The sequence below is a fragment of the Diaminobutyricimonas sp. LJ205 genome (assembly GCF_009755725.1).
Taxonomy (GTDB): domain Bacteria; phylum Actinomycetota; class Actinomycetes; order Actinomycetales; family Microbacteriaceae; genus Ruicaihuangia.
The window spans coordinates 1,082,639-1,098,430 of record NZ_CP046619.1; the positions used below are offsets into that span (position 1 = coordinate 1,082,639).

Below are 15,792 nucleotides of genomic sequence, written 5' to 3' on the forward strand. Positions count from 1 at the left end.
AAGCCCAGCAGTCGCTGGGCCACTACCCGGTTATTCAAGGAGCCCCGACAGATGACGCAGCTGTTCTCAAAACAGCGCGTCGTGCTGCCCGAGGTCACCATCTCCACCGCCGAAACCGCCGCAATCGTCCATGGGCGCGACCCCGCCGTACGGCCGCGCAGGATCGGCTCATCCGACCTGCGAGTGTTCCCCCTCGCGTTGAGCGGCAAGCTCTTCGGAGCGGAAACGGATGCCGATTCGGCCGCCGCCATCCTTGACGAATACACCGCGCACGGGGGCAACTTCATCGACACCGCCGATTCGTACGCCGACGGCGCGAGCGAGCGGATCATCGGCGATTGGATGCGCGGGCGCAAGAACCGTGACGGTTTGGTCGTCGCCACCAAGGTCGGCAAGAGCCGCGAGCATCCCGGGCTCCGCGGCCGGGCGATCCGCCAGGCGGTCGAGGCGTCGCTCCGCCGGCTCGACGTCGACCACATCGACCTGCTGTACCTGCACGTGGATGACACAGATGTCGACTTCGAAGAGACCCTGCTGGCGGTCGACGAACAGATCCGGGCGGGCCGGGTGCGGTACTTCGGCGGATCCGACCACACCGGCAACCGGCTTATCGAGGCACGAGTGGCCGCGGGCCAGATCGGTGTCGCACCGATGGTGGCGCTGCAGAACCAGTACAACCTGATGCATCGCGACGAGTACGAGGGCGGGCTCGCCCACGTCGCGCGCCAGCAGAACCTTGGCGTGATGCCGCGGTTCGCGCTGGCCGCGGGCTTTCTGGCAGGCGGCTATCGCAGTCGCGCGGATGTCGGCGGCCGACGAGGCAGGGGCGCGTCGAAGCACCTCACCCGTCGGGGGCAGAAGGTGCTGGCGTCGCTGGACGCGGTGGCCGCCCAGCATGAGGTGAGCGTGTCGACGATCGCGCTCGCCTGGTTGCTCACCAAACCGTTCGTGGTGGCGCCGGTGGCCTCGGCGAGCCGCGCCGAGCAGGTTCTCGACCTCACCGCCGCCGCGTCGGTGTCACTGACCAGGCAGCAGATCACCGAACTGGACCGGGTCAGCGCGACCTGAGCCGCCCTTCCCGGGAGGTCTTAGAACGCCAGCAGGCGCTCGACAGCACGGCCGAGCGAGGCAGTTGCCGCAATCGGGTCGCCCGCGTACCCGCCGGTCATCGCGCCGTCGTGCACCAGCTGCAGGTCGTCGGCGCCGTCACCCGGCAGCGGGTGGCCAAGCTCGCGGAGCAAGCCGGTCAGAAAATCGGCGAACCAGTCGCGGTGGTCGAGGATCAGGCCGCGCACCGGATGAGTCTCTGACGGGAACTCGGCGGCCGCGTTGATGAATGCACAGCCACGGAACTCAGGCGCCAGGATCATCCGCGCCGCATCGGCGAACACCGCCCGGATGCTGTCGGCAGGGTTGTCATGCTCGCTGACGATCCGCTCCAGCCGTTCCTGCTCCATCGCGGCGCGGGCGCGGATGTAGGCGAGGATGAGCGCATCCTTCGACCCGTAATGCTTGTAGAAGGTGGCCTTGGTGACGGACGACTCGCTGATGAGGCGGTCAACGCCGATCGAGTGGATGCCCTCGAGGTAGAACAGCTGGGTTGCCGTGTCGAGGATTCGGAGCTTCGCGCCAGGCGCAGGCTGGGCGGTCGACGGGGGGACTTCGACCGCCACAGCGTGCTCCTTCTGGCTCATCGGCTGGGTAGGCCCAAGCCGTCAGGGGTGGTGCTTCGCGCGATCAGGGGTGTCGCGTGGGTTGGCGGTCAGGGTGAGACCGGTTGGTCGTTCGGAGCGACCGCGGCGGATGAGACGGGGGGTTCCCACGTCGCCGTACCGTGCTGTTGCCTGCACCTGACTGCCTTCCGGATGCCACCATATATGAGGGAGGACAGACAGAGCTGTCTGTCCTGCATTGTGAAGATACCCCAGTTCGGGGGCAGACCCCTTCGGATGCCGCCGCGTGAGGCATGACCTAGGCTGAGCAGGATGAACGGCGCCGTCACATTCCCGCTTGGTACGCCCGAACTGTCGTTTCCAGCCGCAGGAGGGTCGCTCGTCAGACGCAGCATCCTGCCGAGCGGTGTGCGCATTCTCAGTGAGCAAGTTCCTGGAGCCCGCAGTTCGACTGTCGGTTTCTGGGTCGCCGTCGGTTCGCGGGATGAGCTGCCCGGGCACTTCGGCTCGACGCATTTCCTCGAGCACCTGCTCTTCAAGGGCACTGAGCGGCGCACCGCCCTCGACATTGCGGTGAGCTTCGACGCGGTCGGCGGTGAGCACAACGCGATGACGGCGAAGGAATACACCTGCTACTACGCCAAGGTGCGCGACCAGGACCTGCTGATGGCGGTCGGCGTGCTCGCCGACATGTTCACCTCGTCAACGCTCGACGCGGCCGAGTTTGAAACTGAGCGCGGCGTCATTCTCGAAGAGCTCGCAATGGCCGATGATGATCCGGCGGATGTCACGGGGGAGCGGTTCTTCGAGGCTGTTCTCGGCGCCCATCCGCTCGGCCGGCCGATCGGGGGCAACCCGGAGACCATTCGGGAGGTCAGCCGCGATGCCGTCTGGGACCACTACCGAGCCAACTACCGCCCGCAGGATCTGGTCATCAGCGTTGCCGGTGCGGTGGATCACGATGAACTGGTCGCTGCTGTGCGCGCCGCGCTGACCACAGCGGGCTGGGACCTGTCCCTCGAGGCTGCTCCGGTTCCGCGTCGCGAGGCGAGCGAGCCAGTCACCCGTGGCAGCGCTCTCTCAGTGACGCACCGCCCGATCGAGCAGGCGAACATTCTGATGGGCATGCCCGCCCTCGCCGCCACCGATCCCGAGCGGCCCACCCTCACCGTGCTCACCAGCATCCTCGGCGGCGGCATGTCGAGCCGCCTGTTCCAGGAGATCCGAGAAAAGCGCGGCCTCGCCTATTCGGTGTACTCCTTCGCACCCAGTTACTCCGACACCGGCTTGTTCGGGCTGTACGCCGGTTGCTCGCCCGCACGCGCCGGCGCTGTCGCCGAACTCATGCTCGCCGAGTTCCAGCGGCTGGCGGTGCACGGCGTCACCGACGAGGAGCTCCGCCGCGCGAAAGGACAGCTCGGCGGTGCATCCGCGCTGGCGCTTGAGGACTCCGACACCCGGATGACCCGCTTGGGCCGCAGTGAGCTGACCACCGGCGAGTTCACCGACCTCGACGAGGCGCTCCGGCGGGTCGAACTGGTCACCGCCGATGGCGTGCGGGACCTCGCGAGTCGGCTGATTGCCCGTCCGCTTTCGATCGCTGCTGTCGGCGCCGTCGACGAAGCAGCCTTCGCGGGTCTTGCCGCCCCACCATCCGCCGCCTGAGAGGGAGCAATGGTCCACTACCTGTATCTGATTCGGCACGGCGAACAAGTCGACGCCGAGCACGGACTTCCCGATGGACCACTCAGCGGCCGAGGCGTCCGCCAGGCCGAGGCGATCGCTGAACGACTCGGCGGTGTGCCGTTCACGGGAGCCTGGACCAGCCCGCTGCAGCGCGCGCAGGAGACGGCGCGGATCATGACCGACCGTCTTCCGGCGCTCGAGCCGGAGCCGTCGGCGCTGCTGATGGACTGCATCCCGTCCGGCCCGCAGTCGGACATGCCTGCCGCGTTCGAGCCGTTCTACGGGTCGGTGACGCCCGAGCAGATCGCCGCCGGCGAAGCTCAGATGTCGGATGCCGTCGCCGAATGGATGTCGCCGTCCCGCGGCGATCGCCACGACCTGCTGATCACCCATAACTTCGTCATCGCCTGGTTCGTGCGCGAGGCGCTCGGCGCCCCGGCCTGGCGCTGGATGGGGCTCAATCAAGCCCACTGCGGGCTCACGATCATCCGGGTGCGCAGCGCGAAGCCGCCCGTGCTGGTCACCTACAACGACCTCGGGCACCTGCCAGCCGAACTGCGCACCGGACTGCCCGAGAGCCAGCCCTTCTAGCCACACCGCTGGTCGAGCCACACTGCTGGTCGAGCCACACTGCTCAGTCCAGCTGGTCGAGGTACCGCAGGATGACACCCTCCCGCATCGCCCAGGGCGACACCTCGAGAGCATCCACATCGAACGCGCGCATCATCTCGTCCAGCACGATCCCGCCGGCGACGATCTGGAAGGCCCGGTCCTCGGTGACGCCGGGCAGCGCCGGCCGGGCATCCGCGGGCAGCTTCGCGAGCCGGGGCACCCAGTCGGCGAGCTCCTTGCGGCGCAGGATGCTGCGGTCGCCGGCCCCGAATCCGGGCTGCGTCGATCCGGCCAGCCGGGCCAGCGAGCGGATGGTCTTCGACGAGCCGATCACATGGTCGACGGGCGGCATCGAGTCGAATTGGGGCAGCACCTCTCGAATCACCATTCGGGCATGCGTGCGCAGGGCGTCGAGCTGATCAGCGGTCGGTGGGTCGCTGCGGAGGAAACCCACGGTGGTGCGACCGGCTCCGAGCGGCAGTGACAGCGCGACATCCGGGATTTCATCCGAGCCGACGCTGACCTCGAACGATCCGCCACCGATGTCGAACAGCAGGATTCGCCCAGACGACCAGCCGTACCAGCGACGCACGGCCAGGAAGGTGAGCCGTGCCTCGTCTTCGCCGGAGAGCACGCGAAGCTCGACTCCGGTCTCCCGGGTGATGCGATCGAGCACCTCAGGGCCGTTGCGGGCTTCCCGTACGGCGGAGGTCGCCATCGGCAGGAACTCGTCGACCTTGGCCTTTTTCGCGAGTTCGGCCGAGGTGCCGACCGCGGTGATGATCGCCTGCACTCCCTCCTCACGGATCGAGCCGTCCGGGGCGAGGTACCGCATCAGCCGCAGCACCGACTTCTTCGAACTCTCCGGGATCGGGCGGGCGCCCGGGTGGGCGTCGACAACGAGCAGGTGGACAGTGTTCGAGCCGACGTCCAGCACTCCGAGGCGCACGTCAAAGCCTCTTCAAGTACCAGTTGGTGGCGTTGGGATTGTTGTTGTAGGGCGGCGTCTCGTCATACCCGCTCGACCGGTACAACCCGCCGGCAGCCTCCAGGCTGGCGTTGGTGTCGAGCACCACTTCGACGGCGCCCAGGGCGCGCGCCCGCTGTTCCAGTTCGGCCAGCAGCAGGCGGCCGATGCCGAGGCCACGCGTATGCGGCTGCAGGAACAGGTGCTTGATCTCGAAGCGGGCCGGGTCACCGGGTGCTGACGCGAGCTTCCGGATGCCGCCACAGCCGACGTCGGCGGCTTCACCAGCGAGGTCTTCACCCTCGACGATCAGAAACACCCCGTGCGGCACGCGAAACTGCTCAGGGTCCGGAAAGTGGACCTCGTAGTGCCCCATCTCCTTCGGGAAACTCTGTTCCCGACCTTCGAAGTATTCGGTGAGCAACGCCTGCGCGGCAGGCTCCATCACGTCGATCTCACGAAAACTCACCATGGAGCAAGGCTAGCTAGCATTGCAGGCATGACGGAAAAGGTCGCCGTGGTCGGCGCAACGGGCAGAATGGGCACCCTCGCAAGCCGGATCATCGACGACACCGACGGTTTCGAGCTCGTCGCGCAGCTCGGCAGTTCTGATGACCTCGATGGCATCCTCGGCGCCGACATCGTCATCGACTTCACCGTGCCGCACGTCTCGCCACGCGTCGTCGAGCACGCGGTCAGCAACAACATCCCGGCCGTGGTGGGCACGAGCGGTTGGTCAGCCGAGCGGATCGCCGACCTCGAGCGCACCGTCGCGGCCCACCCGGAGCTGGGCGTCATCATCGTCCCCAACTTCTCGTTGGGCTCGGTGCTCGCCACCGCGTTCGCCGCCAAGGCGGCACGCTTCTATGAGTCGATTGAGATCATCGAAGCCCACCACGAGTCCAAGATCGACTCACCGTCCGGCACCGCGGTGCGCACCGCGGAGCTGATCGGCCAGGCCCGCGCCGACGCCGGACCGGTGATCGCGCCACACGCCGACCAACGCGCCCGTGGCCAGCAGGTCTCCAGCGTGCCGATCCACAGCCTGCGCATGCAGGGCGTCGTCGCCAAGCAGCAGGTGCTGCTCGGAGGCACCGGCGAACTGCTCACCATCACCCACGACACCCTCTCGCAGTCGGCCTACGAGGCCGGCATCAAGCTCGCCCTGGCTCGGGTGAAGGACCTCCGCGGCGTCGTTGTCGGCCTTGACGCACTGATGGATCTCGACGCGTGAACCGCATCGGAGTGGTCGTGATGGCCGCCCTGCTGGTGCTGTACCTGGCCTTCACCGTGCAGTACGCGATCATCCTGATCACGGACGGCCAGCCCGTCACCGTCGCGCTGGGCGTGGCCCTGGTCCTGTTGCCGTTGCTCGGCGCCTGGGGTCTGGTGGTCGAGATCCTGTTCATGCTGCGCGCCCAGCGGCTCGCGAAACGGCTGGAGGCCGAGGGCGGGCTCCCCGCCGAGGAAGTGGCCCTGCTGCCAAGCGGCCGCCCCGACCGGGAAGCGGCCGACGCGTTGTTCCCCGCCTACCAGGCCGAGGTGGAAGCAGATCCCGACTCCTGGCAGGCCTGGTTCCGACTCGGCATCGCCTACGACGCCAGCGGCGACCGCAAACGGGCCAGGTGGGCGACGCGCAAGGCGATCGAACTCTCGCGCGGCTGACTCAGCGAAACGCCGCGGCGATCGCATCCTCGACACGCGGATGACGGAACTCGAAGCCGTCCTCCTGCAACCGCACCGGCACCGCCTTCTGGCTGACCAGCAGCAGTTCCCGCGCCGCCTCACCCATCAGGGCGCTGACCAAACCTTCCGGCAGGGCGAGCTTGTGCCAGCGGTGCATGGCCCGGGCAAGCTCCGTGGTGATCCGGTGGCTGGTCGCCGGCGTCGGGCCGACCAGGTTCACCGGGCCGCGAATCTCTGACGTGAGCAGGTGCCGGATCGCCGCGGCCTCGTCGTACAGGCTGATCCATGGCCAGTGCTGACCGCCGGTGCCGAAGCGGGCGCCGAGCCCGAAGCGCGTCGTCAGCATCAGCGGGGCGAGCGCACCGCCGCCGCGGCCGATGACGATGCCGCTGCGGGTGTTGACGACGCGGGTCTTCTCCGGAGCGAGGGCCGCCGCCTGTTCCCAATCGTTTACGAGGTCGGCGAAGAACCCGACACCCTTCGACGAGTTCTCGGTAAGCCGTTCACCGGGTCGGTTGCCGTAGTAGCCGACGGCGGATGCCGAGATGAACACCCGGGGCGGAGTCGACGCCATGTTCATCGCCTCGGCCAGGGCCCGCGTGGATTGCACGCGGGACTCCCGCAGCTGCTTCTTGTAGCCACGGGTCCACGGGATCCGGCCGGTGGACGCCCCGGACAGGTTCACCACGGCGTCGACATTGTCGAGCACCCGGAAATCGATGACCTTCGCCGCGGGCGCCCAGTTGATCTCGGTGGCGTCGCGCGGCTGGCGGCGCACCAACTTGAGCACGTCGTGGTTTTCGCGCGCCAGTTGTCGCTGCAGTTCGGCGCCGATGAAGCCGCTGGCGCCGGAGATCAGTATTCGCAAATTGCGACCGCCGCTAAGCGAGGCTCGCTTCGATGGTGATCGGCACGCCCTTCAGCGCCTGCGAGACGGGGCAGTTGGTCTTGGCTTCCTCGGCGAGGCGCTCGAAGTCCTCGTCGCTCAGCCCGGCGATCTTCGCGCTCACCAGCAGGTGGCTGCCGGTGATGCCCTCGCCCGGCTGGAAGGTGACCGCAGCGGTGACCTGCAGGCTCTCCGGCGGCGTGCCGTTCTTGGCGAGAATCCCCGAGAACGCCATCGAGTAGCACGCGCTGTGCGCGGCGCCGATGAGCTCCTCGGGGTTCGTCATGCCGGTGACGCCCTCCGAGCGTGCCGCCCAGGTGACTGGGAATTCCGCCGCATCCGAGGTGTCAAGCGAAGTGGTGCCCTTGCCGCTTGTCAGATCGCCGAACCACAGGGTCGTTGCTTCACTGGTCACTGCCATGGTGTCCTCCTTCGTTGGGACTCCCAGCCTATGGGTGTTGCGCGGCGAAGCGGCATGCACGCGATCCGCAGCCCTCGCCGGTTAGGGTGAGATTGTGGCCGCTGACTCCGATGCTCTGACCCCGATCCGCACCCCGTACGAGGACCTGCTCCGCGACGTGCTCGAGAACGGCACCCACAAGTCGGATCGCACCGGTACCGGCACTCGCAGCGTATTCGGCCGGCAGATCCGGTTCGATCTCGCCGAGGGTTTCCCGCTGATCACCACCAAGCGCGTGCACTTCAAGTCGATCGCGTATGAACTGCTCTGGTTCCTGCGGGGCGACAGCAACGTGGGCTGGTTGCGCGAGAACGGCGTCACCATCTGGGACGAATGGGCGGACGCCGAAGGCGAACTCGGCCCGGTCTACGGCGTGCAGTGGCGGTCGTGGCCGACCCCGAGCGGGGAGCAGATCGACCAGATCTCCGACGTGATCGAGGCCATCAAGACCACTCCGGATTCGCGGCGCCTGATCGTGTCGGCGTGGAACCCTGCCGACATCCCCAACATGGCCCTGGCGCCCTGCCACGCGCTGTTCCAGTTCTACGTCGCCGACGGCAAATTGTCGTGCCAGCTGTACCAGCGCAGCGCCGACATGTTCCTCGGAGTGCCGTTCAACATCGCCAGCTACGCGCTGCTGACTCATCTCGTAGCCGACCAGGTCGGCCTCGAGGTCGGCGAGTTCGTCTGGACCGGCGGCGACTGCCACATCTACGACAACCACCTCGACCAGGTCACCGAGCAGCTCAGCCGGGACCCGTTCCCGTACCCGCAGCTGCAAGTCACACATCGCGACAGCATCTTCGACTACGAATACGCCGACCTCGCCATCGAGAACTACCAGCACCACCCGTCGATCCGCGCCGCCGTCGCGGTCTGAGCGGGCATGAGCACCGGCGACACGAACCCAAACGACGTGAGCGACACCACCGCCCCCCGCATCGGGCTGATCTGGGCGCAAGCCCGGGGTGGCGTCATCGGCAAGGACGGGCAGATGCCCTGGCACCTGCCCGAGGACCTCGCACACTTCAAGGCGATCACGATCGGCAGCACCGTGATCATGGGCAGGCGCACCTGGGATTCCCTGCCACCGCGGTTCCGTCCGCTCAGTGACCGGCGCAACGTGGTCGTCACCCGGCAGGACGACTGGCAGGCGGATGGCGCGGAGGTCATGCACTCGGTTGCTGCGGCGCTTCAGACGGCGACTCCGGGAGCGGACGGGTTCATCTGGGTGATCGGCGGCGGCCAGATCTTCGATGAGGTGATCGGCGACGCTGACCGGCTCGAAGTCACCGAGATCGACGCCGACGTCGACGGGGATGTCACCGCACCCGCCATCGATGACAACTGGACGGCTGTCGCGGTCGACCCGAACGCCGACTGGCTCGTATCGCGCACCGGGCTGCGCTACAGGTTCCTGAGCTACGTGCCGGGTCGGCGCTAGCTGTACTGACCGGGGAGGCTGATTGGGTGACTCACTCGCCCCGACCATGCACCGGTCTGGCGTTCGCTGGGGGTTCTCCGACCTCGTGCATGGTATGGCCGCCGCAAGCCGTCTTGGTGACGCTGGCTCGCTCGATGCGCGACACGGTGAACCATCGGATTGCGTTGCGCAGTCGGCACCACCCAACTAGGTACCACTGGCCGTTCGTGGAGGCGAACAGCACGGGTTCGACGTCGCGGGTGGTCGTGGTCCCATCTCTCGATGTGTAGCGAATGCGGACTACTCGCTGCTCGGCCATCGCCTCCTCTAATGCCGACCTGATTGTGCGCGAAGAGGAGGAGGGAATCGGGTTGACCCAGACGCGGCCGGCCAGCTCGTCGGCTCTTGCTCGGGTTCTGGGATCGAGGACGTCCAGGATCTTCTGGATCCCGGCTGCTGCCAGATCGGCGTAGGGGGCATCGGGTGCAGCGGACACGGCCGCCATGAGCGCCACGGCCTGCGCTGGGGACAGGCTGACAGGCGGCAGGGACGCGCCTACCGCCAATCCGTAGCCACCGCCCGGACCTGGGCGCGACCATACGGGCGCGCCGCTGTTCTCGAGCGCAGCGAGGTCTCTCTTGACTGTGCGCACGGACACGTCGAACTCTCTCGCCAGCCGCTCGGCGGAGCAACCCCGTGATCCGTTCCGGCGCAGCATCTCGGACAGGGCATGAAGTCGTTCTGCTCGCTTCACCGTTCAGCCCGCATCAAATTCATGACACAAATAGTGACATACACCTGCCCGTAGCGCCTACGAAGCTAGTGACATGACAACTACTACGAGCAGTCCGACCATCATTCTCATCGCCGGCCACTGGCTGGGCGCTTGGGCGTGGGATGAAGTCCTTGAACACCTGAAAACCGACCACTCTCGCGCAATCGCGATGACGCTGCCTGGTCTCGATGGGGACGATCCTGAGCGTGCGGCGAAGACTCTCGACGATCAAGCCGCAGCGGTCCTGGACGTCGTCGCTCGACTCGGGGTCTCCGAGGACCAGCCCGCGACTATCGTCGCCCACAGTGGGGCGAACGCCCCCGTCAGCCTGGTCCTTGACCGGCACCCTGAGCTTGTTCATCGGGTGGTGTGGGTCGACTCCGGCCCTGTGGCGCCGGGAAGCGTCTTCGCCCCAGACCTCCCGGAGGGGGTGGAGGAGCTTCCGCTGCCGTCCTTCGACGTCCTCGCACAGCAGGCGAGCCTCGAGGGCCTGAGCGCAGAGGTCCTCGAGCGTTTTCGGGCCCGGGCCGTCCCTGAGCCCGGCCCCGTGCTTCGTCAGCCCGTCGAGCTCACGAACGATGCCCGCCGCAAGGTCCGGACCACCCTGGTGTGCTGCTCGATCCCGAGCGCACAGGTGCTGGAGCTGACCCGCGCAGGCCATGCCATGTTCGCCGAAGTCGCGAACCTCGAGCACCTCGACGTCATTGACCTCCCGACGGGGCATTGGCCTATGTGGAGCCGTCCCCGCGACCTCGCCGAGGCCATTCAGTCAGCGGCTTCTCGAACCAACTGAACTGCACGTACAACCTGAAGGGGTCAGCCGGATCCGGCTGACCCCTTTCCGTCTCCGAGGGGATTCATGACCTGCTCGCCGCCGATTCGGACCCGGTTTTCAGCCGAGTTCCTCTAGCATCGTCCGGGTATGAATTCCGTAAACGCCGCCTCCGTCGACCTTGACAACCTGTCGGGCCTGGTTGGCATTGCCGCCCGCGTCATCGACGCCCTCGGCGAGATCGGCGTCGGACTGCTCAGCCTGATCGAGACACTGTTCCCGCCGATCCCGAGCGAGATCGTCCTGCCGCTGGCCGGATTCCTCGCCCAACTGGGCGCGATGAACGTCTGGCTCGTGCTTGCCGCAGCAACCCTCGGCGCCTACCTCGGCGCGGTGATCTTCTACTACCTGGGCTATTGGGTGGGCGAGGAACGCACCATCCGGGTGCTGTCCAGGCTGCCGCTGGTCGACCGTGACGACTTCGAGAAGGCCGCCGGCTGGTTCCACAAGCACGGCGCTGGCGCGATCTTCTTCGGCCGGTTCATCCCCGCGGTGCGCAGCCTGATCTCGCTGCCTGCCGGGGCGGCGCGCATGCATTTCGGCACCTTCACCGTGTACACCCTGGCGGGCAGCTTCCTGTGGAATGCGGCGCTGGTCGGCGGCGGCTACGCCCTCGGCACCCAGTACGAGCTGATCGACGAGTACGCGAAGTACCTCGACTACGCCGTGTATGCGGTCGTCGCCGGCATCCTGATCTGGCTGGTGGCGCGCGCAATCCTGCGTCAGCGACGCGCCAGGCGGCTGCTCGCGCACGCCGATGATCTCGAGCAGGACGAGGCGCGCAGCGCCCATCACCTCTCCCGCTGACCGCGAGCGGTGCTCGCGCGCGGGTGCGAGCACCTGATCGTGACCGATACCCTGTAACTCGTGGCTACTCCAGATAATCCCTTCGGCCAGGTGCTCGTCGCACTTGTCACTCCGTTCACAGCAGACGGTGAAGTCGACTGGCCAGGCGTGGAGAAGCACATCGACGACGTCATCCGCGGCGGCGCCGACGGCATCGTCGTCACCGGCACAACGGGGGAGACCTCGACCCTGACCGACCCGGAGAAGATCCGCCTGGTCGAGGTCGGCAAGGATGTCGCGGCCGGCCGAGCCAAGATCATCACCGGCGGCGGCTCGAACGAGACCGCGCACGCCATTCAACTGGCCAAGAAGAGCGAGAAGGCCGGCGCCGACGGCAACATGATCGTCACGCCGTACTACAACAAGCCCACCCAGGCGGGCGTGCTCACCCACTTCCGTATGATCGCGGATGCCACCGACCTGCCGGTCCTGCTGTATGACATCCCAGGCCGCACCGGCATCCCGATCATGTACGAGACGATCCTGCGTGCCGCCAAGCATCCGAACATCCTGGCCGTCAAGGACGCCAAGGGCGACCTCAGCGAGGTCAGCCGGGTGCTGAACCAGACCAACCTGCTGTACTTTGCGGGTGACGACGCCAACGCGCTGCCGACGCTCGCAATCGGCGGCACCGGACTGGTCGGCGTGACCGCGAACATCGCCCCCACGCCCTACCGGCACATGGTCGACGCCGTCAATGCGGGGGACCTGCCGACCGCGACCGCCGCGCACAAAGCACTCGAACCGCTCGTGCGGGCGACGATGACCCACGTGCCCGGCACGGTCGCGACCAAGTACATCCTGCACGGCCTCGGTCGCATCCAGACGCCGCGCGTGCGGCTGCCGCTGGTTGGTCCCGAGGAATCAGAGGCAGCCCTCATCGAGGACGAGATCGCCCTCGTCAGAGACATCCCCGGAGTGGACTTCAGCAACTTCCGCCCCGACCGTAATGCCGCTGCCGGCGGCGCCCTTCCCAAGGTGGCCGGCACCACCCGATAGCTTCGACAGGGGGCTTGCGGCCCCACCCACTAGTGACACCAGGTGCACATGCCAGTTACAGTTTTCGATCCACCACCACTTGAGCAGGGCACCCTCCGGGTGATCCCGGTCGGCGGTCTCGGCGAGATCGGTCGCAACATGACCGTCTACGAGATGGACGGCAAAATCCTCATCGTCGACGCCGGCGTGCTGTTCCCCGAGGAACACCAGCCCGGCGTCGACCTGATCCTGCCCGATCTCAGCCCCATCCGGGACCGGCTCGATCAGGTCGTCGGCATCGTGCTCACCCACGGTCACGAGGACCACATCGGCGCCGTGCCGTACATCCTGCGGATCAAGAACGACATTCCGCTGATCGGCTCGACGCTGACCCTCGCGCTCGTGGAGGCGAAGCTCAAGGAACACCGGATCAAGCCGTTCACCCTGACCGTCGAAGAGGACCAGCGCGAACAGCTCGGCCCGTTCGACCTCGAATTCATCGCGGTCAACCACTCCATCCCGGATGCGCTGGCGGTCGCCATCCGCACCAGCGCCGGCCTCGTGCTGCACACCGGCGACTTCAAGATGGACCAGCTGCCGCTGGATGACCGGATCACCGACCTGCGCGCCTTCGCCCGGCTCGGTGAAGAGGGCGTCGACCTGTTCCTGCCGGACTCCACGAACGCCGACGTGCCCGGCTTCACGCCGGCCGAGCGCGACATCGGGGCGGTGCTCGAGAACGTCATCGCCCGCGCCCCGCGCCGGGTGATCGTCGCCAGCTTCTCCAGCCACGTGCACCGGGTGCAGCAGGTGCTCGACGCGGCCGCGGCGAACGGCCGCAAGGTCGCGCTGATGGGCCGCTCGATGGTGCGCAACATGGGCATCGCCGCCGACCTCGGCTACCTTGACGTTCCCGAGGGTGTGCTCATCGACTACAAGAAGTCGACGAACCTGCCCGATGACCAGCTCGTCTACATGAGCACCGGATCACAGGGCGAGCCGATGGCTGTGCTCGCGCGCATGGCCAACCTGGAGCACCAGATCGAGGTCGGCGAGGGCGACACCGTCATCCTCGCGTCGAGCCTGATCCCAGGCAACGAGAACGCCGTCTACCGGGTGATCAACGGGCTGATGAAGCTGGGCGCCAACGTCGTGCACAAGGGCAACGCCAAGGTGCACGTCTCCGGCCACGCCGCCGCCGGCGAGCTGCTCTACTGCTACAACATCCTGCAGCCGCGCTACGTGCTGCCGGTGCACGGTGAGGAACGCCACCTGCGCGCAAGCGCCGCGCTGGCGATCGACACCGGTGTGCCGAAGGAGAACACCATCATCGGCGAGGACGGCACGGTCGTCGACCTCAAGGATGGCGTCGCCCGGGTGGTCGGCCAGCTCGACCTCGGCTACGTGTACGTCGACGGCTCCAGTGTCGGCGAGATCACCGACGCCGACCTCAAGGACCGCCGCATCCTCGCCGAAGAGGGCTTCATCTCCATCTTCATTGCCGTCGACCCGCAGACCGGCCGGGCGATCGTCGGCCCGGAGATCCAGTCCCGCGGCTTCGCCGAGGACGAGTCGGTGTTCGACACGGTCAAGCCGCAGATCATCAAGGCGCTTGCGGATGCCGCCGCCAACGGCACCCGCGACCAGCACCAGTTCCAGCAGGTGGTCCGGCGCACCGTCGGCCGCTGGGTGAACACCCAGCACCGTCGTCGCCCGATGATCGTCCCGGTCGTGATCGAGGCGTAGTACCCGTCTCGTTTGAACCGCGGCGCTAGTGTTTCGGCCGCGCGCTGGCGGAGTTTCGCTAGCGCCAAGCCGATCGGCTAGCGCCGCTGTTGCGCCGCGGCGAACTCCTTGGATTGAGTGCTGACGGAGCGCAGCGACGCCACGCTCAATGTCATCCCTCCGACTGATAGCCGAAAATGTCTCGCTCCCGATAGTGTGCTCGAAGACAACGGCTAGGGGGATCGTGTGAGTGTTGCGCGCAGGTGGGTATTTCCGATCATCTGGATGGTGATCTTCGCGGTGATCGCGGTCGCCCTGGTGAAGGTGGCGTTCTTCGCTGATCCCGCCGCGGCGACCAGGGATTCCATACTTCCGACCGGGTCGATCGAGGAACCTCAGGTTCCGGTCGTCACCGACACGATCCGCAACGACGTGACACTCACCGGCACGGTGAACGCTGACGATGCCGTCCTGGTCAAGGCGACCCTTGCTGGCGAGGTGCGCAAGGTCAGCGGAAGCGTCGGGCAGTGGGTTGACGCGGGCGCGGAACTGTTCACCATCCGCTCCGAAACCCCCGGCGACATGCTTCCGGATGGCACCATGGGCAAGCCCAAGGTGAAGACCGAGACCGTGAAGGCGCCCATCTCGGGAACGCTGACGAGTCTCACGGTGATTGTCGGTCAGGCCGTCAGCGTCGGTGAAGAAGCGGGCAAGGTCGCCCCGGCGAGCTTCAACGTCACCGCGTCGATGCCGCCCGAGCAGCAGTACCGTCTGCTGAACAAGCCGACCGAGGCGACCGTGACCATCACCGGCGGACCGGCGCCGTTCACGTGCACCGGCCTGTCGATCACGACCGCTCTCGCCGGGCAGGGGGAGGGTGAGGGTGCGACATCCGGCACCACCGTCCGCTGTGCCGTGCCCGCCGAGGTCACCGTGTTCGCCGGCCTCGCCGCGCAGCTCACCATCGCCGGCGGGCTGGCCGAGAACGTGCTGGTCATACCGACCACCGCGGTCGAGGGCGGGGCGCAGACCGGGGTTGTGCATCTCATCGGCGCAGACGGTGCCACCGAGGAGCGCCCGGTCACGCTGGGCCTCAACGACGGCGTGTCAGTAGAGGTCATCGAGGGCCTCGCCGAGGGCGATATGGTGCTCCAGTTCGTGCCCGGTGCGCCCGCTGTGGAGATGGTGCCGGAAGGTTGTTCCACGGATCAGTTCGGCAACACCATCTGCATGGGCGGCTGAT

18 protein-coding genes are annotated in these 15,792 nt (G+C 67.1%); 12 read left to right on the forward strand and 6 right to left on the reverse strand.

Annotation, left to right across the window (positions count from 1 at the left end):
- Positions 1-51: 51 nt before the first annotated feature.
- Positions 52-1,068, forward strand: coding sequence for an aldo/keto reductase (locus GO591_RS05135; protein WP_157155829.1), 1,017 nt, complete (start codon positions 52-54; stop codon positions 1,066-1,068).
- A gap of 20 nt (positions 1,069-1,088) precedes the next feature.
- Here the strand turns inward: GO591_RS05135 and GO591_RS05140 are convergent, their stop codons facing one another.
- Complete coding sequence (locus tag GO591_RS05140; RefSeq protein ID WP_232466281.1) at positions 1,089-1,673, reverse strand: TetR/AcrR family transcriptional regulator; 585 nt, start codon at positions 1,671-1,673, stop codon at positions 1,089-1,091.
- Positions 1,674-1,985: 312 nt separating this feature from the next.
- On the opposite strand from GO591_RS05140, the gene GO591_RS05145 reads away from it, so the two are divergent.
- Together GO591_RS05145 and GO591_RS05150 are read left to right on the forward strand one after the other, a co-directional pair.
- On the forward strand, positions 1,986-3,338 hold the full coding sequence (locus GO591_RS05145) for a M16 family metallopeptidase (protein WP_157155831.1): 1,353 nt from the start codon (positions 1,986-1,988) through the stop codon (positions 3,336-3,338).
- Between the two features lie 9 nt (positions 3,339-3,347).
- Positions 3,348-3,950 carry a histidine phosphatase family protein gene (locus GO591_RS05150; RefSeq protein ID WP_157155832.1) on the forward strand — a complete coding sequence of 201 codons (603 nt, stop codon included), beginning with the start codon at positions 3,348-3,350 and terminating at the stop codon, positions 3,948-3,950.
- A gap of 43 nt (positions 3,951-3,993) precedes the next feature.
- Here GO591_RS05150 and GO591_RS05155 read toward each other — a convergent pair whose 3' ends face one another.
- Positions 3,994-4,920: a Ppx/GppA family phosphatase gene (locus tag GO591_RS05155; RefSeq protein ID WP_157155833.1), complete on the reverse strand. Its 927-nt coding sequence runs from the start codon at positions 4,918-4,920 to the stop codon at positions 3,994-3,996.
- Position 4,921: 1 nt separating this feature from the next.
- A complete protein-coding gene (locus GO591_RS05160) occupies positions 4,922-5,410 on the reverse strand; it encodes a GNAT family N-acetyltransferase (RefSeq protein WP_157155834.1) in 489 nt (162 codons plus the stop codon).
- A gap of 27 nt (positions 5,411-5,437) precedes the next feature.
- On the opposite strand from GO591_RS05160, the gene dapB reads away from it, so the two are divergent.
- Together dapB and GO591_RS05170 are read left to right on the forward strand one after the other, a co-directional pair.
- Positions 5,438-6,172, forward strand: a complete 735-nt coding sequence (dapB, locus tag GO591_RS05165; RefSeq protein WP_157155835.1) for a 4-hydroxy-tetrahydrodipicolinate reductase — start codon at positions 5,438-5,440, stop codon at positions 6,170-6,172.
- Positions 6,173-6,192: 20 nt separating this feature from the next.
- Positions 6,193-6,603, forward strand: coding sequence for a hypothetical protein (locus tag GO591_RS05170; protein ID WP_157157785.1), 411 nt, complete (start codon positions 6,193-6,195; stop codon positions 6,601-6,603).
- Between the two features lies 1 nt (position 6,604).
- On the opposite strand, the gene GO591_RS05175 is transcribed toward GO591_RS05170, so the two are convergent.
- Together GO591_RS05175 and GO591_RS05180 are read right to left on the reverse strand one after the other, a co-directional pair.
- Positions 6,605-7,492, reverse strand: coding sequence for a TIGR01777 family oxidoreductase (locus GO591_RS05175; RefSeq protein WP_157155836.1), 888 nt, complete (start codon positions 7,490-7,492; stop codon positions 6,605-6,607).
- 13 nt (positions 7,493-7,505) lie between these two features.
- Positions 7,506-7,931 carry an OsmC family peroxiredoxin gene (locus tag GO591_RS05180; RefSeq protein ID WP_157155837.1) on the reverse strand — a complete coding sequence of 142 codons (426 nt, stop codon included), beginning with the start codon at positions 7,929-7,931 and terminating at the stop codon, positions 7,506-7,508.
- Between the two features lie 115 nt (positions 7,932-8,046).
- Here GO591_RS05180 and GO591_RS05185 point away from each other — a divergent pair, with 115 nt between their 5' ends.
- Positions 8,047-8,850 carry a thymidylate synthase gene (locus tag GO591_RS05185; protein ID WP_157157786.1) on the forward strand — a complete coding sequence of 268 codons (804 nt, stop codon included), beginning with the start codon at positions 8,047-8,049 and terminating at the stop codon, positions 8,848-8,850.
- 6 nt (positions 8,851-8,856) lie between these two features.
- Positions 8,857-9,414: a dihydrofolate reductase gene (locus GO591_RS05190; protein ID WP_157155838.1), complete on the forward strand. Its 558-nt coding sequence runs from the start codon at positions 8,857-8,859 to the stop codon at positions 9,412-9,414.
- A gap of 31 nt (positions 9,415-9,445) precedes the next feature.
- Here GO591_RS05190 and GO591_RS05195 read toward each other — a convergent pair whose 3' ends face one another.
- Positions 9,446-10,147, reverse strand: a complete 702-nt coding sequence (locus tag GO591_RS05195) for a helix-turn-helix transcriptional regulator (protein WP_157155839.1) — start codon at positions 10,145-10,147, stop codon at positions 9,446-9,448.
- A gap of 73 nt (positions 10,148-10,220) precedes the next feature.
- On the opposite strand from GO591_RS05195, the gene GO591_RS05200 reads away from it, so the two are divergent.
- The 5 genes from GO591_RS05200 to GO591_RS05220 all read left to right on the forward strand — a co-directional run bounded on the left by GO591_RS05200 (position 10,221) and on the right by GO591_RS05220 (position 15,791).
- Positions 10,221-10,961 carry an alpha/beta fold hydrolase gene (locus tag GO591_RS05200; protein WP_157155840.1) on the forward strand — a complete coding sequence of 247 codons (741 nt, stop codon included), beginning with the start codon at positions 10,221-10,223 and terminating at the stop codon, positions 10,959-10,961.
- Positions 10,962-11,090: 129 nt separating this feature from the next.
- Positions 11,091-11,807 carry a DedA family protein gene (locus GO591_RS05205; protein WP_157155841.1) on the forward strand — a complete coding sequence of 239 codons (717 nt, stop codon included), beginning with the start codon at positions 11,091-11,093 and terminating at the stop codon, positions 11,805-11,807.
- Positions 11,808-11,867: 60 nt separating this feature from the next.
- Positions 11,868-12,845 (forward strand): 4-hydroxy-tetrahydrodipicolinate synthase, encoded by a 978-nt coding sequence (gene dapA / locus GO591_RS05210; RefSeq protein WP_157155842.1) that lies wholly within the window; start codon positions 11,868-11,870, stop codon positions 12,843-12,845.
- Positions 12,846-12,893: 48 nt separating this feature from the next.
- Positions 12,894-14,570 carry a ribonuclease J gene (locus GO591_RS05215; RefSeq protein WP_157155843.1) on the forward strand — a complete coding sequence of 559 codons (1,677 nt, stop codon included), beginning with the start codon at positions 12,894-12,896 and terminating at the stop codon, positions 14,568-14,570.
- A 225-nt stretch (positions 14,571-14,795) separates the two neighbouring features.
- Positions 14,796-15,791, forward strand: coding sequence for an efflux RND transporter periplasmic adaptor subunit (locus tag GO591_RS05220; RefSeq protein WP_157155844.1), 996 nt, complete (start codon positions 14,796-14,798; stop codon positions 15,789-15,791).
- The last annotated feature ends 1 nt before the right edge of the window (position 15,792 follow it).

Bases quoted from the DNA above. Each gene is read 5' to 3' on its own strand.
- dapB (WP_157155835.1), top strand. From the start codon at position 5,438: ATGACGGAAAAGGTCGCCGTGGTCGGCGCAACGGGCAGAATGGGCACC.
- GO591_RS05160 (WP_157155834.1), bottom strand. From the start codon at position 5,410: ATGGTGAGTTTTCGTGAGATCGACGTGATGGAGCCTGCCGCGCAGGCG.
- GO591_RS05205 (WP_157155841.1), top strand. From the start codon at position 11,091: ATGAATTCCGTAAACGCCGCCTCCGTCGACCTTGACAACCTGTCGGGC.
- GO591_RS05215 (WP_157155843.1), top strand. From the start codon at position 12,894: ATGCCAGTTACAGTTTTCGATCCACCACCACTTGAGCAGGGCACCCTC.
- GO591_RS05145 (WP_157155831.1), top strand. From the start codon at position 1,986: ATGAACGGCGCCGTCACATTCCCGCTTGGTACGCCCGAACTGTCGTTT.
- GO591_RS05170 (WP_157157785.1), top strand. From the start codon at position 6,193: ATGGCCGCCCTGCTGGTGCTGTACCTGGCCTTCACCGTGCAGTACGCG.
- GO591_RS05135 (WP_157155829.1), top strand. From the start codon at position 52: ATGACGCAGCTGTTCTCAAAACAGCGCGTCGTGCTGCCCGAGGTCACC.
- GO591_RS05150 (WP_157155832.1), top strand. From the start codon at position 3,348: ATGGTCCACTACCTGTATCTGATTCGGCACGGCGAACAAGTCGACGCC.
- GO591_RS05180 (WP_157155837.1), bottom strand. From the start codon at position 7,931: ATGGCAGTGACCAGTGAAGCAACGACCCTGTGGTTCGGCGATCTGACA.
- GO591_RS05190 (WP_157155838.1), top strand. From the start codon at position 8,857: ATGAGCACCGGCGACACGAACCCAAACGACGTGAGCGACACCACCGCC.
- GO591_RS05200 (WP_157155840.1), top strand. From the start codon at position 10,221: ATGACAACTACTACGAGCAGTCCGACCATCATTCTCATCGCCGGCCAC.